26 protein-coding genes and 1 tRNA gene are annotated in these 25,428 nt (G+C 39.4%); all 27 read left to right on the plus strand.

Annotated features, from left to right (window positions below):
• Positions 1–12 precede the first annotated feature (12 nt).
• Complete coding sequence (locus C4533_07055) at positions 13–420, plus strand: prepilin-type N-terminal cleavage/methylation domain-containing protein (protein RJP28226.1); 408 nt, start codon at positions 13–15, stop codon at positions 418–420.
• Positions 396–803, plus strand: coding sequence for a prepilin-type N-terminal cleavage/methylation domain-containing protein (locus C4533_07060; protein ID RJP28227.1), 408 nt, complete (start codon positions 396–398; stop codon positions 801–803). The genes C4533_07055 and C4533_07060 overlap by 25 nt, the downstream gene beginning before the upstream one ends.
• The gene (locus C4533_07065; GenBank protein ID RJP28228.1) at positions 793–1,467 is read left to right on the plus strand and encodes a hypothetical protein; all 675 of its coding nucleotides are present in this window, start codon (positions 793–795) and stop codon (positions 1,465–1,467) included. The genes C4533_07060 and C4533_07065 overlap by 11 nt, the downstream gene beginning before the upstream one ends.
• A 105-nt stretch (positions 1,468–1,572) precedes the next feature.
• Positions 1,573–1,645, plus strand: a tRNA-Ala gene (locus tag C4533_07070).
• A 304-nt stretch (positions 1,646–1,949) separates the two neighbouring features.
• Positions 1,950–3,026, plus strand: coding sequence for an AmmeMemoRadiSam system radical SAM enzyme (amrS, locus tag C4533_07075; GenBank protein RJP28229.1), 1,077 nt, complete (start codon positions 1,950–1,952; stop codon positions 3,024–3,026).
• The gene (amrB, locus tag C4533_07080) at positions 2,968–4,488 is read left to right on the plus strand and encodes an AmmeMemoRadiSam system protein B (GenBank protein ID RJP28230.1); all 1,521 of its coding nucleotides are present in this window, start codon (positions 2,968–2,970) and stop codon (positions 4,486–4,488) included. Before amrS ends, amrB begins: the two co-directional genes overlap by 59 nt.
• A 10-nt stretch (positions 4,489–4,498) precedes the next feature.
• The gene (locus C4533_07085) at positions 4,499–5,170 is read left to right on the plus strand and encodes a sulfite exporter TauE/SafE family protein (protein ID RJP28231.1); all 672 of its coding nucleotides are present in this window, start codon (positions 4,499–4,501) and stop codon (positions 5,168–5,170) included.
• Positions 5,139–5,900, plus strand: a complete 762-nt coding sequence (locus C4533_07090; GenBank protein RJP28232.1) for a 16S rRNA (uracil(1498)-N(3))-methyltransferase — start codon at positions 5,139–5,141, stop codon at positions 5,898–5,900. Before C4533_07085 ends, C4533_07090 begins: the two co-directional genes overlap by 32 nt.
• 1 nt (position 5,901) lies before the next feature.
• Complete coding sequence (gene mtaB, locus C4533_07095; GenBank protein ID RJP28233.1) at positions 5,902–7,203, plus strand: tRNA (N(6)-L-threonylcarbamoyladenosine(37)-C(2))-methylthiotransferase MtaB; 1,302 nt, start codon at positions 5,902–5,904, stop codon at positions 7,201–7,203.
• 54 nt (positions 7,204–7,257) lie between these two features.
• On the plus strand, positions 7,258–7,761 hold the full coding sequence (locus C4533_07100; GenBank protein ID RJP28234.1) for a hypothetical protein: 504 nt from the start codon (positions 7,258–7,260) through the stop codon (positions 7,759–7,761).
• A gap of 20 nt (positions 7,762–7,781) precedes the next feature.
• The gene (gene hxsD, locus C4533_07105) at positions 7,782–8,225 is read left to right on the plus strand and encodes a His-Xaa-Ser system protein HxsD (GenBank protein ID RJP28235.1); all 444 of its coding nucleotides are present in this window, start codon (positions 7,782–7,784) and stop codon (positions 8,223–8,225) included.
• Entirely contained in the window at positions 8,222–8,449 is a 228-nt protein-coding gene (locus C4533_07110; GenBank protein RJP28236.1) for a hypothetical protein, read from the plus strand. Before hxsD ends, C4533_07110 begins: the two co-directional genes overlap by 4 nt.
• Complete coding sequence (hxsB, locus tag C4533_07115; protein ID RJP28237.1) at positions 8,440–9,924, plus strand: His-Xaa-Ser system radical SAM maturase HxsB; 1,485 nt, start codon at positions 8,440–8,442, stop codon at positions 9,922–9,924. The genes C4533_07110 and hxsB overlap by 10 nt, the downstream gene beginning before the upstream one ends.
• Entirely contained in the window at positions 9,921–10,643 is a 723-nt protein-coding gene (locus C4533_07120) for a hypothetical protein (protein RJP28238.1), read from the plus strand. The genes hxsB and C4533_07120 overlap by 4 nt, the downstream gene beginning before the upstream one ends.
• An 86-nt stretch (positions 10,644–10,729) precedes the next feature.
• Complete coding sequence (locus C4533_07125; protein RJP28239.1) at positions 10,730–11,050, plus strand: hypothetical protein; 321 nt, start codon at positions 10,730–10,732, stop codon at positions 11,048–11,050.
• Positions 11,051–11,088: 38 nt separating this feature from the next.
• The gene (locus tag C4533_07130; GenBank protein ID RJP28240.1) at positions 11,089–12,633 is read left to right on the plus strand and encodes a radical SAM protein; all 1,545 of its coding nucleotides are present in this window, start codon (positions 11,089–11,091) and stop codon (positions 12,631–12,633) included.
• Positions 12,634–12,639: 6 nt separating this feature from the next.
• Entirely contained in the window at positions 12,640–14,169 is a 1,530-nt protein-coding gene (locus C4533_07135; protein ID RJP28241.1) for a radical SAM protein, read from the plus strand.
• Positions 14,166–15,083, plus strand: a complete 918-nt coding sequence (locus C4533_07140) for a radical SAM protein (GenBank protein RJP28242.1) — start codon at positions 14,166–14,168, stop codon at positions 15,081–15,083. The genes C4533_07135 and C4533_07140 overlap by 4 nt, the downstream gene beginning before the upstream one ends.
• A complete protein-coding gene (locus C4533_07145) occupies positions 14,896–16,122 on the plus strand; it encodes a radical SAM protein (GenBank protein RJP28243.1) in 1,227 nt (408 codons plus the stop codon). The genes C4533_07140 and C4533_07145 overlap by 188 nt, the downstream gene beginning before the upstream one ends.
• A gap of 12 nt (positions 16,123–16,134) precedes the next feature.
• Complete coding sequence (locus C4533_07150; protein ID RJP28244.1) at positions 16,135–17,073, plus strand: radical SAM protein; 939 nt, start codon at positions 16,135–16,137, stop codon at positions 17,071–17,073.
• Positions 17,066–18,001, plus strand: coding sequence for a hypothetical protein (locus tag C4533_07155; GenBank protein RJP28245.1), 936 nt, complete (start codon positions 17,066–17,068; stop codon positions 17,999–18,001). Before C4533_07150 ends, C4533_07155 begins: the two co-directional genes overlap by 8 nt.
• Positions 18,002–18,110: 109 nt before the next feature.
• Positions 18,111–18,980: a hypothetical protein gene (locus C4533_07160; protein RJP28246.1), complete on the plus strand. Its 870-nt coding sequence runs from the start codon at positions 18,111–18,113 to the stop codon at positions 18,978–18,980.
• Between the two features lie 46 nt (positions 18,981–19,026).
• Positions 19,027–20,154 (plus strand): hypothetical protein, encoded by a 1,128-nt coding sequence (locus C4533_07165; GenBank protein RJP28247.1) that lies wholly within the window; start codon positions 19,027–19,029, stop codon positions 20,152–20,154.
• 161 nt (positions 20,155–20,315) lie between these two features.
• Positions 20,316–20,894, plus strand: coding sequence for a CvpA family protein (locus C4533_07170; GenBank protein RJP28248.1), 579 nt, complete (start codon positions 20,316–20,318; stop codon positions 20,892–20,894).
• On the plus strand, positions 20,891–21,763 hold the full coding sequence (locus tag C4533_07175; protein RJP28249.1) for an NGG1p interacting factor NIF3: 873 nt from the start codon (positions 20,891–20,893) through the stop codon (positions 21,761–21,763). The genes C4533_07170 and C4533_07175 overlap by 4 nt, the downstream gene beginning before the upstream one ends.
• A 26-nt stretch (positions 21,764–21,789) precedes the next feature.
• Positions 21,790–23,550 carry a DNA primase gene (locus C4533_07180; GenBank protein ID RJP28250.1) on the plus strand — a complete coding sequence of 587 codons (1,761 nt, stop codon included), beginning with the start codon at positions 21,790–21,792 and terminating at the stop codon, positions 23,548–23,550.
• Between the two features lie 54 nt (positions 23,551–23,604).
• Positions 23,605–25,146 carry an RNA polymerase sigma factor RpoD gene (rpoD, locus tag C4533_07185; protein ID RJP28251.1) on the plus strand — a complete coding sequence of 514 codons (1,542 nt, stop codon included), beginning with the start codon at positions 23,605–23,607 and terminating at the stop codon, positions 25,144–25,146.
• Positions 25,147–25,428: the final 282 nt, after the last annotated feature.

Here is a 25,428-nt window from a genome sequence, read left to right on the forward strand (position 1 = left end):
TTGGGAGAGAATATGAATAAAAAGAGTTTTACTCTTCTGGAGTTGCTTACAGTAATCGTAATTATCGGGGTTTTATCAACTCTGGGGATTAACCAATTTCGCGCAGCCAGAGAAATGGCTTTACAGCGAGAGGCAGTAGCTAATGTGAGATTAATAGCAGCTGCTGAACGCATAAGCAGGATGGAAACAGGTGCTTTTGCAGCATGCACTTGTACGACTGCAGCAAATTGTATTGCCGCAACAGGTTGTAACACACTTTTACGTCTTCAGCTTAATACTACTAATTGGGATTATTCAGTAACAGTGACTGCAACTAATTTTGTAGTAACTGCAGTAAGGGGAACTTGTACTTATACATACAATTTTTCAACGGACGCAATTAGCGTTAGCGCCGGATGTTCATATCATCCTCCTTCATAAATATGCATAACATATGCAAAGAAAAACTTTCCAGAGGGTTATCAATGATGGAGATACTCGTATCTTTGGCTATACTCTCCATAGTTGTAGTCGGCCTGATAAATGTTTTTGTCGCCAGTAAAGCTTTGGTCCTGCATAACAGGAACCGTATGGCAAGCGGCCAGTTAGGCAGGGCTTTTTTAGACCCCCTGCAGTTAGATGTGAACCAGTCTACCTGGGGGGCTTCCTGCTTGACTTCAGGCGCAGGTTGCGTGGGAGCCCAGAATATTAATATCGGCGGCCGCAGTATAAACTTCACTCCTAATTATACAAGAGCTCTGGATACTCCGGCTACCGGAGTTAACAGAGTTGTCGTGACCATTAACTGGGACGATGATGAATAAACAAGATAACAGTGCGATAACCCTGATTGAAATCTTAATCGGAGTAGTTATCCTCGGTGTTATTGTCCTGGGCATGGCCAGCATTGATTCGTTCACCAATTATCATTTCTTTAGTTCTGACAGAAGGGCTAAGGTCCAAAATGACGTATCTGTTATTTTAGACCATATGAATAAAGAGATTACAAGAGCCATCGGAAATGAGCTTATTAACGGGGCTAACACAGTGCTTAATGTAAATCCTTTTCCTAGCGGTGATTCGGCCATAAGAGTTTATATTGATGCAAGCGGTAACGGCCAGAGAGAGGCTCCTCAGAACGGCCCGGCGGCAAACGAGGACCATACGATATATTACAGGCTAAATACTTCTGGTGCTACTCAAGAATTTGAGTTTTGCCAGATTGCCAGAAGGGGGCCTGAGAATGCTAATTCCACAAATTGTTTATCAGGCCAAGATATTGTATTGGGCACGTCTATAACTGAACTTACCATACTTCCTACCCCTACGACTTTTAATGCATCAGGCCAGCTGCAGGAAAATCATATCCGGATTCGTTTGACCGGGTGTTGGGACCCGGACGGTACTCCTTATGCATGCGGAGAAGCAATCAATCCTACGGTTTCGATGGAGACCACAGTAGTCATGCCATCGGTTTCTGTGAATTAACCCCCCTATAATTAATGCACATTTTTTCTAATATTGCTTTATAATTATTAGGATTTGTGATAAATTAATCGCATATTATTTAATTAAGAAATCTTAGAACGTCGGGGGGCTGTAGCTCAGTTGGGAGAGCACCTCGTTCGCAACGAGGGGGTCGGGGGTTCAACTCCCCCCAGCTCCACTTCAAATTTTCCGACAAGGAAAATTTGAAGTGGCACTAAACGAGCGTAAAACGGTCCGACAAGGACCGTAGCGAGTTCAGTGCCTTGGATTTTGATTTTCCGACAAGGAAAAAATTGGTGGATTCTGAGCGATTGTCGCTAGGCAAGATCCTTCGGGTTAAAAGGCCAGGCCCCCAGGATTGATTTGCTGTAGCTGAAAGTAAGGCAAATCAGCAAGCCAAGGTCTCCTTTGCATAACGGATCGTAAAGTGTGCCTTTATCAGGCAAGCGAGTGAAGGAACATCCGTTAAATTTGCCATGAATATGAAGAGATGCTTACTAATTTTTTTACTCATTTGTTTAGTCTTTAGCATATCTTATTCCTCCGAAAAGCCGCAAGAAGCACTTTTCTATAAGAAATTAGAAAATAATGCTGTGCAGTGCTTGCTCTGCCCCAGATTTTGTCTTATTGCTGAAAATAACAGGGGATTTTGCCGGGTAAGAGAAAACAAATCCGGCAAATTATATTCTATTTCTTATGCCAGGCCCGTAGCAATACATGTGGACCCTATTGAAAAGAAACCTCTTTTTCATTTCTTACCTTCATCTAAAGCATTTTCTATAGCTACCGCAGGATGTAATCTGAGATGCCAGTTTTGCCAGAACTGGGAGATATCACAAAGAAACCCGGATGAAATAAGGTATGAAAATTTAGACCCCCAGCAAATCGTTAGCATGGCTGTTGATTCGGGCTCTCCCGTAATAGCCTACACATATACTGAACCGACAATATTTTATGAATATATGCTTGATACAGCCAGGCTAGCAAGGCAAGCTGGTTTAAAAAATGTAATACATTCCGCAGGTTTCATCAATGAGGAGCCCTTAAGAAAACTGGCCAAATATCTGGATGCTGCGGATATAGATTTAAAGGCATTTAATGATGATTATTATGCTAAGATTTGCGGAGGCTCGCTTGAGCCGGTTTTAAATACGCTTAAAGTGTTAAAGAATGAAAATGTTCATTTGGAAATAACCACTTTGATCCTTCCCGGCTTAAACGACAATCCTGATGAAATACGGGCAATGTGCAAATGGATTAAGGAAAATCTTGGGGCTGACACCCCTTTACATTTTTCCAGGTTTTTCCCTATGTATAAACTTATAGCGCTTAGCCCGACTCCCGTATCTACGCTTGAGAAATTAAGGTCTATTGCCATGGAAGAAGGTTTGGAGTACGTATATATAGGTAACGTCGGCGGAAATGCCGGAGAAAATACCTATTGCCCTAAATGTAAAAAGACCGTTATAGGGAGAAAAGGGTATTTTATAGAACAAATAAATGTTGAAAACGGAATGTGCAAATTCTGCAAAGAGAAAATTGCAGGAGTATGGAATTGATATGCCGAGGCTTATAAAATTAATAATTATTACTATAGTTTTTCATTTTTCTACAGTTAATCTTGCTTTTGCTGAAAAAGTTGTGCCTCATACTGCCAGTGGCACGTTTTATCCTGCCGCTAAACGGGAGTTGTCATTACTGGTTGATAAATTAATGGCGCAAGTTGAAAGCCCGACTTTTCCCGGAAGAGTATTTGTTTTGGTGTCGCCTCATGCTGGTTATGGATATTCAGGCAAGATAGCAGCTTCAGCATATGCTCAAATACGTAATAAGCCGTATAATCTGGTAGTAATAATAGGCCCAAGCCATTATTTTGCATTTAATAAAATTGCTGTTTATCCGGAAGGTTATTTTTCTACTCCTTTAGGCAATCTTAAAATAGATGAAAGGTTTGCTAAGGCACTCTTAGAGAGCAGCCCGGATATAATAGCTGAGCCTGGAGCTTTTCAAAAAGAGCATAGTATTGAAGTACAGTTACCGTTTCTAAAGAAGGTTTTACCTGATGCTATGATTGTCCCTGTAGTTATGGGTGATTGTACATTTGTTGACTGTAAGCTACTTGCTGAATCTCTAAAAAAACTGATTGAAGGCAGGGACGATGTTTTAGTCATTGTTTCTACTGATATGTATCATGGTTACGATTATGAAGAGGCTTCCAGGACAGACCAGGCTACAATAGAAGTAATCAAGCAGATGCAGGCAGAGGAGCTTTATTATGGCTTAAGGGAAGGTAAATATCAGATGTGCGGAGGTTTTGGTATGGTATCGGCGCTTATTCTTGCTAAAGAGCTGGGCCACAATAAAGTTAAGGGCGTCGATTACACTAATTCAGCGGTGGTCACCGGCAAGAAAACAAAGGGGAATTGGACCGTCGGTTATTTTAGCTGTGCAATTAATAATAAGGAGGATACCTTTATGTTGAGCCCTAGCGATCAAAAAAGATTATTGGATATAGCCCGGCTTGCAATATCGGAATATTTATTAAAAGGCAAAAAAGTTGATTTAAAAGAGGAGCTTTCTCCGTTGAATGTCAAGACAGGCGCTTTTGTGACTTTGCATGAGCATGGAGAATTGCGCGGTTGTATCGGCAATTTGACTTCAGATAAGCCGTTGTATCTTACTGTGCGCGATATGGCGATTGAAGCTGCTGTCGGAGACCCGAGATTTCCAAAGCTGACCGAGCAGGAATTAAAAGATGTAGAATTAGAGATCTCCGTTCTTTCACCTCTAAAGAAAATTGATGATGTTAAAGAGATAGAGATGGGTAGAGACGGTGTATTAATCCGCAAAGGATTTAATAGCGGGGTATTCTTGCCGCAGGTTGCCACAGAGACAGGCTGGGACAAGGAAGAATTCTTGTCTTATCTTTGCCAGCACAAGGCAGGCCTTGCGCCTGACGCATGGAAAGATAAGCAGACAGATATCTATACGTTCACCGCGCAGGTCTTTTCCGAAAAATAAACTTATTCATATGATAAGCGCAGTATTAATGTTTTTTTTATTAGGGCTTTCTTTTGGAAGCGGGCCATGCCTTTTAAGCTGCGGTCCGATAATACTACCGCTCATTGCTGCAACACAGAAAAGCATACCAAAAAGCATTTTGCTTTATTTGTTTTTTTCTGTTGCCAGGGTAGCCGTTTATATGGTCTTATCTTTCCTGATTTTTAAGTTAGGTAAAGATTTGTTTGAGGCACACTTTTCCGGCATGGTTAAGTATTTCTATTTAACCGGCGGGATATTGATAGTAAGTTCGGGGGCGGCGCTGTTATTTAAAAACAACCTTCAGGAGTCTCTTTGCAGCAGGTTTGTTAAATCCTGCTTTGGCGGCAGCGCCAGGCCCGCAGTTATTATGGGGGTTGTCCTTGGCGCCCTTCCTTGTCTGCCTCTTGTGACTGTTTTTTCTTATATAGGTTTTGCATCTAAAAGCCCTCTTGCGAGTATTTTATATAGCCTGTCTTTTGGCATTGGAACGGTTTTATCCCCATTATTAATAATGTCTGCCGGCGCTGGTTTTATCGGAAAGATTTTTCAAGATAATATAAAATTTGTCCGTGTTTTAAATTATTGCTCTGCAATAATCATTATCGTTTTGGGGCTGCAAATATTGCTTAATGCATTTATTGGATTATGGAAAGGACTATAATATGGCAAGGTTATTTTTATCTGATCCAAAAGTAATTAGCGGGAGAATATCCATAGAAGAACCTGCAAGTATACATTACCTTAGGGATGTATTGCGTTCCAGGCAGCACGATACAGTAATAGTTTTTGATGGTAAGGGCAGGGAATATATATGTTCAGTTGAAACCATTTCTGAAAAAATAGTACTTATAGTCAGAGAAGAATCCGCAGCCGTTAAGAGAGAAGGCAACGTTGTAATAACCTGTGCCTGCGCAATCCCGAAAAACTCACGGATGGATGATATTATCGATAAGCTTACCCAGCTTGGGGTAGACAGGATAATACCTTTGATTACCGAGCGTACCCAGGTAAAACTGGATAAGAAGAGGCGATTGATTAAGCATGAACGTTGGGAAAAGATAGCAATTGCGGCTTCGCAGCAGAGCCAGAGAGTATCTCTGCCTAAAATAGATTTGGTTACGGAGTTTGATGATTTCATTTCCCTAACTAATAGATTTGATGTTAAACTTATGCCAAATCTCGTCGGTAAGACTAAACATTTAAGCCAGCTGTTAAATTCATTAGGAAAGAACATTCTGGTTGCAATAGGCCCGGAAGGAGATTTTAGCCAGGCTGAAGTCGATACCGCAATAAAAAATGGATTTATATCAGTCTCGCTTGGCGATACGGTATTACGTGTTGAAACTGCGGCAGTGTCTATAGTAAGTTTCTTAAGGCTGGTTAGCTATTAATATGAAAACAGTAAAATTATTTACATTAGGCTGCAAGGTAAACCAATACGAAACCCAGGTTATCAGGGAAAATATCCTTAAGGCGGGATTAAGGGAAGTTAACAACGGCCTGGGCGCGGATTGCTATATCATCAATACTTGTACCGTAACTCATAAAGCTGATTCTGAGTCTTTAAGATTGATACGTATAGCTAAAAAGGAGAACCCGCAGGCAAAGATTGTCGTCACAGGGTGTTTCACTGAAAAAGACCGGGGTCTGATAATCTCAAAGTTTCCCGGTATCTTAATAGTTACTAATAATCAAAAACATAGAATTAAGGAAGTATTATTTGAAACAGACCGTAATGAAAGCCAGAGTTCTGATTGCCAGGGGGTTTCTTATTTTGAAGGGCATACAAGAGCTTTCATAAAAATACAGGATGGATGCAACAATTTCTGTGCTTATTGCAAAGTGCCTTTTGTAAGAGGCAGGTCAAAGAGCAGGCATCTTAAAGAAGTAATCCATGAGGCCCAAAGGCTGGCTGATAATGGGTACAAGGAAATAGTATTAACCGGGATTTGCTTAGGTGAATATGGGCGCGACCTGGACGGGGATATAGATTTGACTGGTATAATTTCTGCTCTTGAGAAGATCAGCAGTATAAGGCGTATCAGGCTTAGTTCAATAGAAATTAATAATATTTCCGAATCTTTGATAAAAACGTTAGCTGGCTCATCTAAATTATGCAAGCATTTACATATCCCATTACAGAGCGGCGATGATTATATCTTATCAAGAATGAACCGCAGGTATAATAGCAGCTACTTTCTCCGGGCAGTTGATGCCATAAGGAAAGCTGTGAATACGATATCTATTACAACCGATGTTTTAGTCGGGTTTCCGGGAGAAGAAGAAAGCCATTTTAATAATACTGTTGCCGTATTAAGGCAGATAAACCCCTTAAAGACCCATATATTTCCATATTCTGAAAGAGCAGGGACACAGTCTAGCCTGATGAGGCCTTTAGTCCAAGCAAAAATTGTCTCTAACCGTATTAGTTGCCTTAAAGAAGAATGCTTAAAATTGTCTATTGCCTTTAGAACTAAATTCATTGGTCAGGAAATGGATGTCATAATTGAAGATAAGTTTAAGGAGGGGGGGTATTTTTGGCGTGGTTATACTGGTAATTATATTAGAGTCTTACTTGATGACAAAGATGAAAAGCTGGAAAATTCAGAAATAAAAGTTATTTTAAGCCATATAATCAGCGATGAATATGTAGCTACATTACCATTGACAAGACAAAGGGATATGATAAAATAAAGCAGCTAATTTCTTATTTATCCCGTATCATTTCAAAAAGGCAGGAGGGAATTGATGAAGAAGAAATTCAGAGTTTTAATAGTGGCCTTTTCCCCAATATTTTTTTTACTCTTCTTAACTATAACCTTGCCAATATCTGGTTTTACCCAGGAAACAATGACGATCACAACTTATTATCCTTCGCCTTTTGGCAGCTACCGGGAATTAAGCTGGGGCACTGGCAATACCAGGGGCCTGCTAAAGGCGGATCAGGGCTCCTCTATTGAGTTAGGCGGCCAGGGAACACCATACATTGATTTCTCTAATGATATGAGCAGTGATTTTGATGTAAGGTTGCGTCTTACGGATAACAACTCGCTTACAGTGGAAGGCGGGTTTTTATACGGGGGTATAAGTTGCAGGCTCGTTACATATAGTTCTACGACCGGAGTCTGCACATGTGGAGATTGGGATTGTAATGGCTCTATAGATGAATCTAACTATTGGTTGGCAGGCCTTATTTATCAATCGGTTACCATACCTACTAGCGGCAGATATCTTTGCTGCAGAAGGAATTAATCCTTTATTTATAAACTTTTATGGAGTTTGAACTTAATACCGAAATATACCCTAAAGATGTGATAATGGAGACATGCTTCCGTTATCTAGACAGGGTTTTTGTCTACCTGGATAAAGGCAGCAATGGTACGATAAAAGTTTATATCCAGCCTAAAAATACCGCCAATAGACTTACGCATATAAAAGAAGAATTCCTTAACGACCTTATATATACCAGGGTAAGGTACCAGATACACAACAACAATAAAAATATAACCGAGTTTATCATAAAACGCGCTTTATACTCTGCGACGTTATCTGAAGAAGAGAGGCTGAAGGTACTGGAAAATTATATAAAAAATGATAGCATCGGAAAAAGTTTTGATGACCCGGAAGGTATAGCTGTTCCCTGGGAAGAAAAATTCGCGCATAATAAAGCTGATAGTAAACATAAATCGCGCCCAAAGAAGCATCCTGCTAAATGAGTCTAAAGATAAGCCAGGAAATAAAGTTCCATAAGGATATTTATCCAAAAAGAGCCATTGAAGATTCATCCCTGGCTTTTGGAGATTTTTTTGAATCCCGCATAAAAAAAACGGGAAGCTATTTTGTCGTCGATATAAAAGGTTATATCGCTAAAGATAGAGAACAGGAAATAATAAACGAATTTAAGAATTATGTTTTAGCTGAGGCCAAACGATGTCTTTAGCCAATTGCCAGGTTGATGAAAAAAAAGTTCACAACCTGCTTTTTAAGCCATTTAAGAGCGGATTCTTGATAACAAATAGTTTCGGCAATTACCATTTTCTGAACAGGGAAGAGTTCGCATCTTTTGTGCAGGGAGACACCAGTGTCCTAGCTAAAGAAAAAATAGATGGATTAAGAGAACAAGGCTTCCTGCGCGATTCTCTTGATTTCTCAGCGCTTACCAAAAAATACCTTTCCCGTAAAAGCTTCCTTTTTCAAGGGCCTTCTTTGCATATAATGGTTGTAACTCACAGGTGTAACCATAAGTGCCTTTATTGTCAGACCAATTCTAAGCCGGCTACGGAGAGTTTGTCTGATATGCAAAAACAGGTTTCTGACAAAGTGATAGATTTTATCTTTGAGTCACCGAATAAGAATATAGCAATTGAATTCCAGGGCGGCGAACCGCTGTTAAACTTTGATACGATTAAACACGCAGTTTCATACGCAAAGAAAAAGAATGAGATTGCTGGGCGCAATCTCTTGATAGTCCTGGTTACCAATATGAGCAGGATGGATAAGGATAAACTAAAATATCTGCTGGAAAATAATATCGGTATCTGTACGTCTTTAGACGGCCCCGAAGCATTACATAATAAATACAGGTTATTTGGCCAGGGCAATAGTTACAATGAGGCAGTTAAATGGATTAAAGTTGTTCATGAAGAAATTAATTCCGGAAGATACCACGGTTATAAACATCGCTTGGAAGCTTTGACTACAGTTACGCGTGATTCCCTTTTACAGCCAAAAGAGATCATTGATACTTATTTAGATAATGGTTTTAAGGGTATAGACTTAAGGCCAGTCCAGCCGTTCGGAGTCGCTGAAGGCCAGGCATGGCAGGGCATTTCTTTTACTGCTGAAGAATTTATGGGATTTTATAAAAGTGCTTTAGATTACATAATCAAACTCAACTCCGAAGGAAAATTTTTTTATGAAAGAAGAGCTCTGATATTTTTAACTAAAATACTGACTGATACAGACCCTAATTTCTTGGATTTACGTTCTCCGTGCGGTGCCGGCATAGGGCAGATGGCTTATGATACTAATGGCGATATTTATACCTGTGACGAAGGCAGGATGTTCGCTGCGCTAAACCCGGCTGATTTTTCATTTCGTTTAGGTAATGTTAGCCAAGACCCATACAGCAGTATTATGAAAAGTAGCAAAATTGAGGCGATGTGCCTGGCTTCCTGTTTGGATAACTTACCGCACTGCAGTAGTTGTGTGTATAAGCCTTATTGCGGTGTGTGCCCGTTATATAATTATGCAGAGCAAAAAGACTTATTTATGAAATATAGAAATCAAAGATGCAGTATAAATGAACAAATATTAGATTACCTTTTTTCTCTTTTAAGAAAAAAGGCGAATATGGCTATCTTTAAGAATTGGATTGAAGGGTTTCATTATAAACAAGGGGAGGTAGGCGTATGAAAAATAGAATATTGCTGTTAGGTATTTTTGTCTTTCTTTTTTATAACACTGTTTTCTCAGAGAACCGCACTACGTCAATTAAGACTTACACGCCTGGCTCAAGAGAAGAGTGTTTAAGCAGCCTGGATTTAGACTCTTTAGGCAGGGAGACGTTGCAGGATTTCAGCACTCAATTGCAGGAATATTTTACGGCAAAAGCCATTTTATTTTTCAATGCGGATGAATGCAATAAACTTAATGATCACTGGTCCAAGGAATGCAAGAATTTATATGAAAAATATCTTTTTTGGATGAATCTGGTAAACGGTATACCTGCAGATTTGAAAACCCTTGATAGCTGCAGCCGTTATTTGGGGCTTGATAAACCCCAATGTATGCGTTTTATCAAAGCTTTCCAAGGGCGCGATTTAACTTATTGCGCCAAAAACAATAATTGTATTGCTACTTTTAATCTGGATGAAAGCTCGATGCCCAGCCAGGATGATAAAAACTTTATAACGACAATTAAAGCTTATAGGGATAATAATATAGAGTTATGCAGGAAGATGAGGGGAGGCAGCAGCAGCCTTGTATCAAGGCAATTTTGTGAAGCATTGGTTAACGGAGATACAGAAGGGATAAAATCATTTATCTCTAAAGGAGATTTTGATAAAATAAAAAAGAATATATGCGAAGGCCGGCCTACAGAGAGCCAGCTTTTGTCAGGACAGAAAGAATGATTTTCTTTTATCTTTTGTATGTATTTAAATAATGTATAATATTCTGATTTAAAACACAGATTTATAATCTAATTCGGGAGGCCATAATGGTAAAAAAGAAACGAATACCGCAGATCAGAAAAGATCTTAAAGACTTCTTGATTTCCGAAGAAGGAAAAATTACTAAAAAAGACATTACTAAGGTCGGCCTTTCTTTGATAGCCATATCTATGATGGTTACCCCGGAGAGCGCTTATCCCCAGACGCATACCAATATGTTTTTTTCCAGCGCTGGAGGCAGCGGGCATAATTCACATACTTCACATAGTTCGCATGGTTCGCACGGCAGCCATTCCAATGCTGTTGCAGCAGCCGTTACTGTCGTTGTTGGCGTTACGGTAACAGCAGGTGTTGTTACGGTTGCCTGATTATATCCTCTTCGGTTATTCTCCCTCTTTAAACTTCTATGGGCAATAAAACTGTAACAGTAGCATATTTTAATATCTCTGACCCTGGTTCAAGCGTTATCCCAACTGAGGAAGCCGCTGCTTATCATTATTCCTTCTCTACATATCTGCCTAATGGCCCGTTATCTATCGCAACTGTCTTAAAAAGAGACGGGCATAAAGTAATCTTTAAGGACTATCAATTCAGCGCAATCGGTTCGTATAGGAAAATTAGCGATATTGCAGAGTTCTTTATGGATGATTCTGAAGTTTTGTGTGTAGGATGCATGTGCAATATGTTGCCGTATCTTATAGCCGCCCTGAAAATCTTAAAACGTAAATTCCCGGATAAAATAATTATATTAGGCGGACCTGGGCCATCAGATGTATATGAGCCGTTAATGAAGAATTTCAGCTTTATAGATTTTATTGTGCGGGGCGAAGGAGAAGAGACGATAATAGAATTGATTAATTCTTTAGACAATCCAGGAAATTTTTCAAAGGTTAATGGAATAAGCTATAGATATGCGGGCCAAGTATACCATAACCCTGACCGCCAGCTTATGCCGTCATTGGATAGCGTACCGGACCTCGACCTTTCTTTGGTAAGTTCAAAGTATAATTTCTTCTATTTCTTTACTTCAAGGGGCTGCCCTTTTAACTGCGGGTATTGTAATAACGCAAGTTTTTGGAGAAGAAGGGTAAGGCAGATAGGCTTAAAAAGGGTTTTTGATGAAATTGGCCGTATTATAGAGCGTTTTGGGGTCAAAAACATAGGGGCAGGCGATGACACGTTCTTTGCTTCCAGCCGGGAAAGAATAGAAGAGTTCGCTACGCTCTATAAAAAAAACGGGCACACTTTTAGGTGGAGCGCACACCACCGCATAAATTTATTTGATGAAGGTGTAATGGATTTAGTTAAGGATATGAACATGAAAGAGATACTCATGGGTATTGATTCAGCTTCTAACAGGATGCTTAAAGCATTAGGGAGAAATTATACTATAGAGCAGGCATTAAAGGTGTCAAAGCTTGCTTTGAAATATATTAATGCATTAAGAGTTACTTTTATATATGGTTTTCCTAACGAGACATTAGAGGATTTTTTGCTCACCCTGGAGGCAATTTTATGTTTAAGGGATCCAAGAATAAGCGTGGATTTAATACTATTGGCCCCGCTTAAGCAAACTCCTATTTGTGAAGGATACTCAGGAAAGATGAGCTTTTCAAAGGGTCCGGCTGAAGTTGCCTATACGTTTCGGACTAAACTAGAAGATGGGAATGTCAACGTTAGCCGGATTACCAGGGCCTATAATTCTGTTTTTTCTCTTCCATTGGGAATACCCTATATGCCGGAAGTTGATAGTCTTATTTCTAAATTTCCGGATGCTTTTATTTCATATTATAATTATGATTCAGAACTTACGCTTAAGTTTGAGATAATACAGGAGTTCCTGCGTTTTTTAGAAAGTGAAGACAGGATAAATGAGGCCATAGCAAATGTTCAGGGACGATTGATCTATTTTGGCAAAGGGCGCGTAAGGCAGATAAGCATTAAAAAATAGAAAAGTATGGATGTTACGATCGTTAATTTCGGTTTGCCAGCAGCAACTTTAATCAGACCAGATGAACTTTTTATCATAAAATCTATACCTGTAGGTGCTTTAAGTATAGCTACGGTACTTAAAAAAACAGGGTATAATGTCGTTTTTAAGGATTATCAATTATCGGATTATGATGATCCCCTGGAGCCGAAGAATATAATTGAATTCCTCAGTGATTCCTCTTCTTTGCTCTGTATCGGATGCGCTTGCAACCTGCTGCCATTCCTGGTATCAGCTTTAAAAAAAATAAAAGAAAAAATCCCTGATAAGAAAATTGTGCTTGGCGGCCCAGGGCCAAGTGATGTATTTGAATTCTTGCTTAGGGATTTCCCTTTTCTTGATTATATCGTTAGAGGCGAGGGCGAGTTTACGATAGTTGAATTAGTCGCAGCCATAGAAAATCAAAAGAGCTTAGAAAATATAGAAGGGTTAAGCTTCCGTGATAACGGAAATATAATTCATAATCCGGCCCGAAGGTTGATAGCAAGGCTTGATGATTTGCCGGATCTGGATATTTCTTTGCTTAATCCCGGTTACAACATGTTTTATATTTTTACAGCCAGGGGATGCCCTTACGACTGTACTTATTGTAATAACGTCACTTTCTGGCAGCAGCGGGTAAGGCCATTGAGCATAAGAAAGGCTTTTAACGAAATAGGGTTAATCAGAGATAAATTCAAAGGCATAAATATAGCTGTAGGCGATGATACATTTGGAGTTAATAAAGATGTTTCTGAGCGGTTCATCGAAGAATATAAGAGAGTGCATTATGATTTTGCATGGTCGGCTACGTACAGGATAGACCTTTTTGACGAAATGTTCATAAAAAAAATGGCGGCCATAAACATGCAGTCAGTAGTTTACGGTGTTGAGTCTGGTTCAAATAGAATGCTTAAGCGCTTGGGTAGAAATTATAAAATAGAAGATGCCATTAATGTTGTGTCAAAAACGTTAACTTATTTAAAGACCGTGGCAGTATCTTTTATATACGGGTATCCGTTTGAGACAGTTGAAGATTTTCTTGAAACTCTGGAGAGTATACTGAAATTTCATAATTTAGGCGTTTTTATCAGGTTGAATCTTCTCGGGCCTTTAAGGCAAACCAGATTATTTAAAGAGTATAAGGGTGGCTTGGAAAATTCCAGCGGTCATTCATATTTAATTACACCTTATGTAAAAACAAAAATCATGAGAAAAACTACGGATACTGGCAGGCTCCAGAATTTGAATAAAATAGGTACTGGGGTTCCGGAGGTAGACAGGTTGATTAAGAACTTTCCAGACAGTTCGGTTTCTTATTATTTATATCCTTCAGACTTGGAGCTTAAGGAGCAAATAATAAAAGAATTCCTGACTTTTATTGAGAATGCCGGTACTATCAGTGAAAAAAGAGTAAGCGTTAAAGGATATCTAATATATTTCAGCAAAGACAGGGTCAAATTATTAAAATCCCCGCGCAAGGCCTATACTAGCAGGGTAGGCTGTAAAACTAAATGAAAAAAGCAGATATAAAAGTCGGTTTTCTTTGTAATAATTATTGTTTGCATTGTGTACAGGGAGATAAAAGGGCAAGGTTCGGTAACAAAGGGTTAGAGCATATTAAGGATGAATTGATTATGGCCCGAAAGAACTGTACTGATGTGGTTTTTACCGGAGGCGAACCGACAATACATAAAGATTTTCTTAAACTTGTCGTATTTGCAAAGGCGCTTGGTTTTAAGCAGATTCAATTACAGACTAACGCCAGGATGTTTGCTTACAAAGATTTTGCCAGAGAGGCAGTATTAAGCGGGATAAATAATTTCTGTATCGCCGTACTCGGCCATAAGTCCTATTTGCATGATTCGTTAACCGGAGTAAAAGGGAGTTTCAGGCAGCTGGTAAAAGGCGTTGAAAATTTGAAAGCTTTAGGTGCTGATATATCAGATAACACTGTTATTACTAAGAAAAACTACAAATATCTTGCGCATATCGCAAGATATTTGGTTACTTTGGGCGTCAGGCAATATCAATTTGCCTTTATCCACCCTTTAGGAAATGCAAAAGTAAACTTTCAGTCTATTGTTCCGAGGTTCAAAGAGGTGATGCCGTATGTAAGGAAGGGGTTGGATATAGGGATAAAGAGCAAAGTGACAGTTATGACTGAAGCTATTCCTTATTGTTTTATGAAGAAATACGAAGATTATATTGCAGAGCGGATCATCCCGGAGACAGAAGTATTTGATGCTGATTTTTATATCGGCAACTATTCTGAGTCCAGGAAAGCCAATGGCAAGGCCAAGGGTCCTGCCTGTAAGCGTTGTTATTATGATAATTTATGCGAAGGGCCATGGAAAGAGTATCCAGAGTATTTTGGCTGGAGCGAATTTAAACCGGTCAGAAGGCAAAAAAATGGCAAGAAAGCAGGATAATTTATACGTTCGCGGCCACAAAACCGCACCTTCGAAGGTGCGGATGGAGTGTGTACGCTCAGTATTTCGCTCCAAGAAACTTCCGGCTTTATCCCGAGGAGCTTCATTTAAGAATCATTTCCAGGAGAAGATTAATAAGACTGTCATTGTCAGCGGATATATTTGTAATAACCACTGTAAGTTTTGCAATAACTCCGGCAAGAGAGTAATAGGCGACAGAAATACAAGCGAAATAATACAGGCTATAATCGGAGCCAAAGAAGGGGGAGCTTCCTATCTAGAGATTATCGGAGGAGAACCTACGATCAGGAAAGATATATTTGATATCGTAAGTTTTGCAAATAAGCTTAAATTTAATACTATCTCTATTACGACTAATGGCAGGATGTTTTCTTATAAAAAGTTCGCATCTAAAATCATAAAATGCGGTTTAAACAGCCTGGTTTTTTCTATACACGGACATAATAGCCTCTTGCATGACAGCCTTACTCAATCAAATGGCAGCTTTAAGCAGCTGCTTTCAGGTTTAGATAATCTGCGGGATATAGGCTTTAATAATCTTGGGTCTAATACTACTATTGTCAAAACTAATTACAGATATTTGCCTGAAATCGGCGGGTTTATCTATAAGCTGGGGATAAGAAACAGCGAGTTTATCTTCGTCGATCCTACTTATGGAGGCGCGCATGATAATTTTCTTAAGCTCGTTCCCCGGATATCTAAGGCAGCGCCTTTTATTAGAAAATGCCTGGATATAGGCCGTCAGAAGAATGTTTCGCACTGGCATGCCAGGTATGTGCCACTTTGCCACTTCGTAGGCTATGAAGATCAGATAAGCGAGATATACGAGAAATCAGTTTTTAAGACTCAGCATATAGCAGCTGATTTTATAAATCTCAACGTAGAGGCATCGCGTATGAAAGTGGGCAGGATAAAAACAGATAGATGCAGAGGATGCATCAAGTTTTCTGCTTGTGAAGGTATCTGGAGGGAATATTTTTCCAGGTTTGGAGATAGCGAGCTGACCCCTATTACGTAACGGAGAATATTTATGCCCGTGGTCCCTATTATAGATAAATGCAATAACTACTGTCTGATGTGCACCAATCCTGCTGCCGGAGAATGGAAGCAGAGTTTCAGTTTTAACGAGATCGCCGGAAGGATAACGAATTTCTTTAATGGCCAGCAAGAGTTCTTAGAGAATTACCGTGATAGTTTTTCTCTTACCGGCGGCGAGCCGACTATATCAGCGGATTTACCTAAGCTAATAGAATTGATAGATTATTTTCAAAAAGGAGTCAGTATAAAATGCCTGACTAACGGCCGCATGTTTGCTTATCCGGAATATGCAAGGTCGATTTTAAAATCTTGCGTACATTTATCGCTTGCTATTCCTTTGCACAGCATTGACGGAAAAATCCACGATAAAATTACCAGGGTGCAGGGAAGTTTCTTACAGACAGTAAAAGGCTTAGAAAATATTTTTAAATATAAGAGGAGTATTCATAATGTTGAGATCAGATTTGTAATCCATGCATTGAATTATACTGAAATTCATAAGATGGCAAAATTTATAAAAAAAGAGTTTCCTGGGGTGTCAAAATATGTAGTCATATTTTTTGAAGTTGAAGGGCAAGCTCAAAAAAACTTTAAACTGCTTAAGATCTCCTACGGTGACGTTTATCCGTATCTGGAGTCCTTACCGTTAAGCCTGATTGAGAAGCCGGAATTGCAGCTATTCCATTTTCCGTTGTGTGTCTTACCGTATAATTTATATCGTTGTGCATGGAGGACGCTTCCGGGAAAGGATATTAAATTTGTCGCTGCTTGCCGAAGTTGCCAGGTAAAGAAATTCTGCCTGGGCGTGCCTTTATTTTACAGCAAATTTGTCGGGATAAAGGAATTCAAAGCCGTGGGCGCAAGTTTAAAGATCAAGGCCAATGCCAATCCTTATAACCCGGTAAAATCAGTTAAGAAGGCCTATGTTTAAAAATGATATTGTTTATACATTCCTGTTCCTGCCTGTGATGATTTTTATCGGATCTATAACAATTTATCAGGACATTAGGTATTCTAAAATTAAAAATGTATGGGTTGCCTCCGGCATACTTTATTCCGTAGCTGTATATTTTACCGCAGAATTAATCTCTGTTTTAGACCCGAATTTATTCCCTCCGTTTATCGATAAAATCATTCATCCTTTGGTTTGGAAAATAGAAAGATGGGCTATTAATTTGTTGTTAAGCGTGATCTTAAGCTATTTTTTATGGCATTTTAAAATATGGGGCGCAGGAGACGCCAAGCTTTTTATATGCTATGCCGGGTTAATTCCTTTGGGCCAATACTCCAAGGTATATTTTAATTACAGTTTTGCTTCTTTATTACTGCTTATGGCCATTTTTTTACCTCCGACAATCAAACTTTTTTTAAGCTCAACCTGGGCATTTTTCAGTGATACGAGTAAGTACAATATTAAAAAATTGGCTGTGCGAGAGTTACATAAAATCAATAAGAAAGACATGTTTGAAGCTTTCCTCGGCTTAATGATGTTTTTTCTGTTTTTGAAAATAATTGGAGATTTTATACGTGTTCCTTGGAATGGGTTCTTAAACCAAAACAAAGCCATGGTATTATTGGGCTTTCTTTTTATCCCTTTTTCAAAATTAATTTTCAAGAATATAGTTATGCTTTTATTTAGTATTATTATTTTACTGATCTACGTATTTGCAAGAATGCACAGCCCGATACTTTGGTTGACAGGTGAATTATCGGTTTCTTTGCTAAGAGCATGCGTTTTACTGATATTATTTCCTCTAGTCAAAAAGACGATTAATTATTACATACGGCGAAATGTCCAAAACCATTATCCATTTGCTCACTGGATGTTTTTGGGCGCGCTTTTGGTTTGGTTATTTTGATACCGCTGGTTAATAAAAAAGTTGAAACTGTTTGTTAAAGTGGTAAACTGTACGTGAGATCAACCTCTATTAGCGCGGAAGGTTAAAAAGCTTATATCTGGGATATAAAATGAAACACATAATTATAGGTTTGATAATATTATTTGCTATTTCGGGCACACGAAATTCATCCGCTCAAATTGCGCAAACAGGCTCGAGTTTGCAGCAGGCACTTGATGAAAAGAAGGTGCTTAATTTTGTTAAAGAAAGATATCCGGATATTTACGAGCCGATGTTGAAGGCTAAAGAAATTGATTCAGATAGTTATTTGAGCATGCTTTTACTCTTTGAAAAGAACATGAGTGCTAAAGAGAGCCTTAGTGGCAATGGATTAAAGCTATACGAGGGGATTGAAAAGGCATTGAATAAAAGAGGCTTTGAGCCGAAAGATGAAAAAAAGGTATTGGAATATATCAGGGATACGAACCCTGCCTTGAGCCAAAATATGGCTTATTGGAAAAAGATCAAAAGCCCTCAATATGAATATTTTATCGGCCTCTATAGCGAAATTATTAACCTCTCCCAGCAAGCCAAAATAAATTATCCGAATTATTATCGCGCTATCAGGGATATACAGTCCAATACTTCAACCATGCAGAGTGTTTATGATGCGTTTATTAAAGGAGAGATTACTAGAGCCGAAGCGAAGAGAAAGTTAACTAGGCTTATGCCGGACAATTACAGTAACCCTCAGATTGCGGCACTATTTAATAGCCAATTGACTAACATGGAGAGCGATATTGCCAGATTAAAAGCTATGAGTGCGAAGAAGGATAGTTCTATACCTATCGCGGAGATTAAGAAGCGCATTGATGACATCGAAAAAGAAAAGAGAGCATTAAAAAAAGCTCTTGGCGGCGACAGCAGGGAATATACTGCGATATTAATCGAAAAGCAATTAAACAACCTGGAAATTGCCAGAAACAAGATAGCAGGATAATTTGTTTGCCGAGATTATTTAATGCCTAATAAAAAAGGAGCAGAACATGGTTTATTTCCTTAAGAAGCTGCGTTATTTTTCTTATCCGACTATTTTCTTTTTTCTTTTCCTGATAATGCCTGATATAGGTTTTGCGCAGGAAACGGTGACTATAACCACATATTACCCTTCTCCCCAGGGGAGCTATCTGGATTTAAATGTCCAGGGAACTCTTTTGGTTGGGACAGGGGTCCCTGCTTCTCCTGTTGTAAGCCCGAGAATAGAATTTTCCCACAACACCGCTAGTAACCGTTTCCATTGGAACATCGACCAGGAGGGTGGTGCAAACGCGGCTAACCCCGTACTTCGTTTTTTCACTGAATCAAATGATAATACTACCGAGACAGAGAGGTTATTGATCGACAATAATAGCCTGGTATTTAACGATTCTACGGGTACTCAACATCTTTCGGTTGACCGCGATTCAATTATTTTTACTGGACGTGATAACACAGGGGATTTGATACTTAGGGCGCCTTCAACCGATTCTCTTGACGCAGGTGATATAAGATTCCAGAGCTCAACAGGCAACCAGCGGGGTCGCATTTGGACGGATGACGGAGCACTGGACAGGGTATATTTAAGTTCCGGCAATAATGTCCCTAATATTATAATCGGCGAATTGGGAAATGTTGCTATAGGTCCGTTAAGCCCGGCACCTAATGCACTTTACGCTTTAAATGTAGGCGGCATTCTGGAAGCAGTTACTTTTGGGCCGCTGCTTTGGGTCGAAATTCAGTCTGTTATAGTAGCTACGATATTGGCAACCATAACCGTAGGTTTTGTTATTGCTTTGCTCGCCAGCTCTTCAATACGCTTTAAGAAAAACGTTAAGCCATTAAATGGAGCGCTTGATAAAATCCTTAAACTACGCGGGGTAGAATTTGATTGGAAAGAAGACGGACGTCATGATGTAGGGATGATCGCCGAAGAGGTAGGCAGAGCATTCCCCGAACTATTAACATATGAAAAAGACGGCAAGACCATAAGGGGTTTTAGGTATGATGGTCTTATAGGTGTGCTTGTCGAGGCTATCAAGGAACAAAACAAATTAATCAATAAACAGGCTGAAGAATTAGGTAACCTTAGAAGCAGGGTTGATAGGTTAGAAAAATCCCTTTCAGTTGCAAGATAGTTATTAAGCTTGCTTAGATAGGATGATGGCGCTTTTTTCGTTAAAAAGGCGCCATTTTCTGTTATATAAAAAGAAAGCGCTTTCCTTGACATAACCCCTTACATATGTTATACTTTAAAAAATTTTCCAAATAATTATATATAGTTAAAAAGGAGAGTTCCATGCTGGTAGAGAGCGTTAAGAATTTTAACTGGGTGGATATACTTTGCATAACTCTTTTATTCAGAATATGTTACATAGGGTTTAAAAACGGTTTTGTTGTTGAGGTGTTTAAATTTTTTGGAGCAATACTGGCAATATTTATTTCCTGCCATTATTATACTGTTATATCAGATTCTCTTGTTAAGCGCTTTGGCTTAAAGAGCGTTCCTTTACAGTTTGTGGATTTTATTGTTTTTGCAGTATTAGTGAGTTTGAGTTACGCAATTTCAATTCTGTTAAGAGAACTGCTTTCACGTTTTATAAAGCTGGAGGCAGTGCAGACTTTAAATCAGTGGGGCGGCTTAGCTTTGGGGATAGCCCGGGCATTTCTTGTCACAGGGATAGTTGTATTCATGCTGTTTATCTCCTCGGTAAGTTATTTGAATAATAGCGTAAAGAACGCTTTCTTCGGCAAAAGTTTTATTAATATAGCCCCAAATACATATTCATGGATTTGGAATAATTTAATGTCAAAGTTCTTGATCCAGGATGAATTCAATAAGACTATCCTTGAAGTCCAGGAAAACCTGAAAAAATGAAGCTTTCGCAGCTATTCAGCCAGATAATCAAATTCGGGATTGATAAAGACCCAAGAATAAAAAAACCGCAGGACGGTAAATACTTTCCTGACAGCGCTATTTTAAATGGCGACCCGGATTTAGATATTCGTAAAATTATGGTTGGTATTGATATCGAAGGCCCGGAGCTTATATTGGCGGATAAGCTAAGGGAACAGCAGGGCCTTGATCTGGTTATCTCTCACCACCCGGAAGGCGCAGCTTATGCATCTTTGCATCAAGTAATGAAACTGCAGGCAGATGTTCTGAATAAAATGGGGTTAAAATTTGACTTAGCCAGGAAACTGCTTGATGAACGGATGCGCGAAGTAGAAAGAAGGGTTATGTCTCAGAACCATATGCGTTCTGTTGATATCGCAAAGCTTCTTAACTTAGCATTTATTTGTGTTCATACGCCAGCTGACAACCACGTTTATAGTTTTATGAACCAGTATCTTAGAGAAGCAAAGCCAAAAAAAGTCAAAGATATAGTCGGGTTGCTCATGCAATTGCCTGAATACAGTCAGGCGGCTGATAATTTTTGCGGCCCTAAGATAATTTTGGGGAATCCTAATAGGCCGGTTGGGAAAGTATTAGTTGAGATGACCGGCGGTACAGAAGGCCCGAAAGAAACTTATGATAAACTGTATAAGTGCGGGGTCAGGACGCTTGTGTCTATGCATTTGAGTGAAGAACACTTTAAGAAAGTAAAGGATGTAAACCTCAACGTAGTTATAGCAGGCCATATTTCTTCCGATACTTTGGGTTTGAACCTTCTCCTTGACAGGCTCGAGAAAAAAGAAAAATTTCAATTCATTGACTGCTCGGGTTTCCGTAGAATAAGGCGTTAATTTAAAATTTTTACCATTTTAAAACTATGGCTTCTCGTTATCCTGAAAACATTTTGGATGAGATCTTAACCCGTATTAATATTGTAGAGGTGATACAGGACCACATCCCTCTTAAGCGCGCAGGGCGTAATTTTAAAGCGAATTGCCCTTTCCATCACGAGAAAACACCATCTTTTATGGTTTCTCCCGATAAGCAGATTTATCATTGTTTTGGGTGCGGGGAGTCCGGTAATGCGTTTAAATTTTTAATGAAATATGACCGGCTTGATTTCCCGGAAGCAGTAAGAGCGTTGGCAAAAAAAGCAGGCGTAGTCTTACCTGAAATTGATGCAGAAGACAAGAGGTCGGGCAGCCTTAATACCCAACTTTATAATTTGAACGGACTTGCTGTAGAGTATTATTCAAGCCTGCTTAATGCAAAAGAGGCGAAGAATGCACGCCAGTATTTTGTTAATAGGGGTATCAGCAAAGATAGCGCGTTTATGTTCAAGCTGGGTTATGCATCTGACAGCTGGGATGGCTTGAGCCTTTATCTAAGGAGTAAAGGATTTAATCTTTCTGTTATTGAGAAGGCGGGTTTGGTTATACCGCGTGAAAATGGCGGTTATTACGATAGATTCAGAAACCGGGTTATTTTCCCTATACTTGACAACAGGGAGAGAGTGGTGGCTTTTGGAGCGAGGGTGCTTGATAATTCTTTGCCCAAATATATAAATTCACCTGAAACCCCTATATATACAAAGGGGAAGAATCTTTACGGCCTGCACTTATCAAAAGACTCTATCCGGGAAAATGATTATGCAGTTATCGTTGAAGGGTATCTTGATTTTATTATGCCCTATCAGCACGGTTTTAATAATATTGTAGCTTCTTTAGGTACCGCATTGACAAGTGAACAGGTAAACCTGTTAAAAAGGTATACACATAATGCGGTCATGGTTTTTGACCCTGATACCGCAGGCGAGATAGCTACTATGCGCAGTCTTGATGTTTTTATAGAATCCGGGATGAGCGTAAAGATAGCTTCTTTGCCAAAAGGATATGACCCGGACAATTACGTCAGAAAAGAAGGTATTGAAGAGTTCAGGGCAAAGATCAGGTCAGCAGAAAGTTTATTTGATTATAAGTTAAGGATGCTTAGGTCAAGGTACGGCATAAAAGACCTGGAATCAAAAGTTAAGATAGCAACAGAAATGCTGTTTTCAATTAATAAGGTTGATAACGCAGTTTTAAGGACCGAATATGTGAGACAGCTGGCTGACAGGCTTGATTTTAAGGAAGAGGCTTTGTTATCGGAGATGAGAAAAATAAAGAGCGAAAAAGGGAACAGTAATTCTTCCTTGGCTGTCACTAAAGTAGCTTCTGCCGGAATCAGCCCTACCGAGAAACTGCTTTTAAAGTTAATGCTTGAAGAAGAAGAATTGAGCAGGTTCATCAGGGAGAATATTGAACCCGAACATTTCTCAAGCCAGAGTGCTGCGAGGATAATTTCGCTTATGTTTGAACTTATAGACCAGGGTAGGAGCGCTAATGTAAATACGCTGGCTAATTATCTTAAAGATGATTCTATACTTGAGGCCTTATGCGAGTCAGTATTTCTTCCTGATATTTCAGATGAAGAAAAAGAGAAAGTAGCCCAGGATTGCATTACAAAGATAAAGAAGGAAAGGACGATGATGAAGCAGCAGGAGCTGCATAATAAAATAAAACTTGCCCAGTCTAGCGGTGATCACGATAAGATAAAATTGTTGATGCAAGAATTCCACCAGTTGATAAAAACAAAATAGGGCGGTATTAAATTTAGGTCGAGATATAAAATTCAAAAAACGGAGAGCCTGCATATGGAGAGGAAAGAACACAGAAGTAAGAATGTTGAGAAAATAATTGCATTAGGTAGGCAAAAAGGTTTCCTTACTTACGACGAGGTTAACAATCTCTTGCCCGATGATGTTGCTTCTTCCGAGGAGATCGATGAGATATTTGATATATTGGGCAAAGAAGAAATAGAGATTATTGAGACAGAAGAGCAGAAGAATTCAAGGCTTCAGAGCCGGGCGCTTAAAGAACAGCTCAGCGATATATCCTCTGCTGAGGTCAGGTCTGAAGAAAGGTTCCTTCCTTTGGATGACCCTGTTAAAATGTACTTAAAGCAAATGGGATCGATCTCTCTGCTTTCCAGGGAAGATGAGATAGAGCTTGCTAAGAGGATCGAAGAAGCTGAGTATAATTTTAAAGTCTCTGCTTTGGCTTCCAGGTTTATAAGAAATGAGGTATTGAAGGTCGCACAAGATATCCTAGAAGAGAAGGCAAATCTCGAGGACATAGTAAAAGAAGATATCAAGATCAAGAGGAATAATGTATTGAGGCGCATAAAGAAATTAGTTTCACGGATAAGGAGGAAGAGGGCTAAACCGGTAAACATAGACCTGTTTTTGCAGTTTAATTTCGTTATATCGGTTATTGAGGCATCTGTCAGAGATTTTAACTCTTTGATAAGAGAGCTGGATTATATTCAACGAAAGAAGAGAGGCTCTAGTAGCAGGAAAAAAGCAATCCTCAGGCAATTGGGAGGGGGTTCTTATGATAAAGTAAAACAACTGCAGAAATCAATTAAGGCCACTCTTCTTAGATTCAACCGTACCAAAAAGAAGCTTGTTGAAGCTAACCTTAGGCTTGTTGTCAGCATTGCCAAAAAATATACAAATAGAGGTTTATCTTTTCTGGACCTGATTCAGGAGGGCAATATCGGGCTGATGAGGGCAGTTGAGAAGTTTGAATATAAGCGGGGATATAAATTTTCAACTTACGCTACCTGGTGGATAAGACAGGCGATAACGCGTTCAATAGCTGATCAAGCCAGGACCATAAGAATACCTGTGCATATGACTGAGACGATTAATAAGATAATACGTTTCTCAAGGATCTTTGTGCAGGAAAAAGGAAGAGAGCCTACTCCTGAAGAGATTGCTTATAAGATGAGGCTGCCCCAGGAGAAAGTCAAGGCTATATTAAAAATAGCTCAGGAGCCGATATCATTACAAACTCCTATAGGAGATGAAGGGGATACTCATTTTGGAGATTTTATTCAGGATAAAAAAGCCATTTCTCCTGCGAATGCTACAGTTAGGTCTATGCTCAAGGAAGAAATGGAATCAACACTCTCTACCCTTACTGATAGGGAGCGTAAGATATTGATATTGCGCTTTGGTATAAGTGACGGTTGTCCACGCACATTGGAAGAAGTGGGTAATATTTTTAAGGTCACCCGTGAGAGGGTGCGCCAGATAGAAGCAAAAGCCCTAAAGAAATTAAGGCATCCAACTCGTTCTAGAAGGCTGCGTACCTTTCTGGATATGACCATTGCTCATCAAAGAGAGTACTAAGGCGCGTTAATCATTCTGCCGATATTTTTGACTATAATTTTGGCTTGCCAAAATTCCTATCTCATAGTAATATATACTTCTTACAAAAAATCGGTAATATCCGGACCCATAGCTTTCTTTTGTCCCCCAACCAAAGAAACTTTGGGGCTTCAGAGAGACTGCTATGTAGGATTATTATAGATTCGGGCCCATAGCTCAGCGGTAGAGCAGCTCCGACGCTCACTTCCGGTTCGGTCGGAGCCCCGACTTCTGACGTTCACTAAGATTCTGTCGGAACGTCGG

This window comes from Candidatus Omnitrophota bacterium (assembly GCA_003598025.1).
In the GTDB taxonomy this organism is placed as follows: Bacteria; Omnitrophota; Gorgyraeia; order Gygaellales; family Profunditerraquicolaceae; genus Profunditerraquicola.

Bases quoted from the DNA above. Each gene is read 5' to 3' on its own strand.
- C4533_07055 (RJP28226.1), top strand. From the start codon at position 13: ATGAATAAAAAGAGTTTTACTCTTCTGGAGTTGCTTACAGTAATCGTA.
- C4533_07060 (RJP28227.1), top strand. From the start codon at position 396: ATGTTCATATCATCCTCCTTCATAAATATGCATAACATATGCAAAGAA.
- C4533_07065 (RJP28228.1), top strand. From the start codon at position 793: ATGATGAATAAACAAGATAACAGTGCGATAACCCTGATTGAAATCTTA.
- amrS (RJP28229.1), top strand. From the start codon at position 1,950: ATGAAGAGATGCTTACTAATTTTTTTACTCATTTGTTTAGTCTTTAGC.
- amrB (RJP28230.1), top strand. From the start codon at position 2,968: ATGTTGAAAACGGAATGTGCAAATTCTGCAAAGAGAAAATTGCAGGAG.
- C4533_07085 (RJP28231.1), top strand. From the start codon at position 4,499: ATGATAAGCGCAGTATTAATGTTTTTTTTATTAGGGCTTTCTTTTGGA.
- C4533_07090 (RJP28232.1), top strand. From the start codon at position 5,139: ATGCATTTATTGGATTATGGAAAGGACTATAATATGGCAAGGTTATTT.
- mtaB (RJP28233.1), top strand. From the start codon at position 5,902: ATGAAAACAGTAAAATTATTTACATTAGGCTGCAAGGTAAACCAATAC.
- C4533_07100 (RJP28234.1), top strand. From the start codon at position 7,258: ATGAAGAAGAAATTCAGAGTTTTAATAGTGGCCTTTTCCCCAATATTT.
- hxsD (RJP28235.1), top strand. From the start codon at position 7,782: ATGGAGTTTGAACTTAATACCGAAATATACCCTAAAGATGTGATAATG.
- C4533_07110 (RJP28236.1), top strand. From the start codon at position 8,222: ATGAGTCTAAAGATAAGCCAGGAAATAAAGTTCCATAAGGATATTTAT.
- hxsB (RJP28237.1), top strand. From the start codon at position 8,440: ATGTCTTTAGCCAATTGCCAGGTTGATGAAAAAAAAGTTCACAACCTG.
- C4533_07120 (RJP28238.1), top strand. From the start codon at position 9,921: ATGAAAAATAGAATATTGCTGTTAGGTATTTTTGTCTTTCTTTTTTAT.
- C4533_07125 (RJP28239.1), top strand. From the start codon at position 10,730: ATGGTAAAAAAGAAACGAATACCGCAGATCAGAAAAGATCTTAAAGAC.
- C4533_07130 (RJP28240.1), top strand. From the start codon at position 11,089: ATGGGCAATAAAACTGTAACAGTAGCATATTTTAATATCTCTGACCCT.
- C4533_07135 (RJP28241.1), top strand. From the start codon at position 12,640: ATGGATGTTACGATCGTTAATTTCGGTTTGCCAGCAGCAACTTTAATC.
- C4533_07140 (RJP28242.1), top strand. From the start codon at position 14,166: ATGAAAAAAGCAGATATAAAAGTCGGTTTTCTTTGTAATAATTATTGT.
- C4533_07145 (RJP28243.1), top strand. From the start codon at position 14,896: ATGCTGATTTTTATATCGGCAACTATTCTGAGTCCAGGAAAGCCAATG.
- C4533_07150 (RJP28244.1), top strand. From the start codon at position 16,135: ATGCCCGTGGTCCCTATTATAGATAAATGCAATAACTACTGTCTGATG.
- C4533_07155 (RJP28245.1), top strand. From the start codon at position 17,066: ATGTTTAAAAATGATATTGTTTATACATTCCTGTTCCTGCCTGTGATG.
- C4533_07160 (RJP28246.1), top strand. From the start codon at position 18,111: ATGAAACACATAATTATAGGTTTGATAATATTATTTGCTATTTCGGGC.
- C4533_07165 (RJP28247.1), top strand. From the start codon at position 19,027: ATGGTTTATTTCCTTAAGAAGCTGCGTTATTTTTCTTATCCGACTATT.
- C4533_07170 (RJP28248.1), top strand. From the start codon at position 20,316: ATGCTGGTAGAGAGCGTTAAGAATTTTAACTGGGTGGATATACTTTGC.
- C4533_07175 (RJP28249.1), top strand. From the start codon at position 20,891: ATGAAGCTTTCGCAGCTATTCAGCCAGATAATCAAATTCGGGATTGAT.
- C4533_07180 (RJP28250.1), top strand. From the start codon at position 21,790: ATGGCTTCTCGTTATCCTGAAAACATTTTGGATGAGATCTTAACCCGT.
- rpoD (RJP28251.1), top strand. From the start codon at position 23,605: ATGGAGAGGAAAGAACACAGAAGTAAGAATGTTGAGAAAATAATTGCA.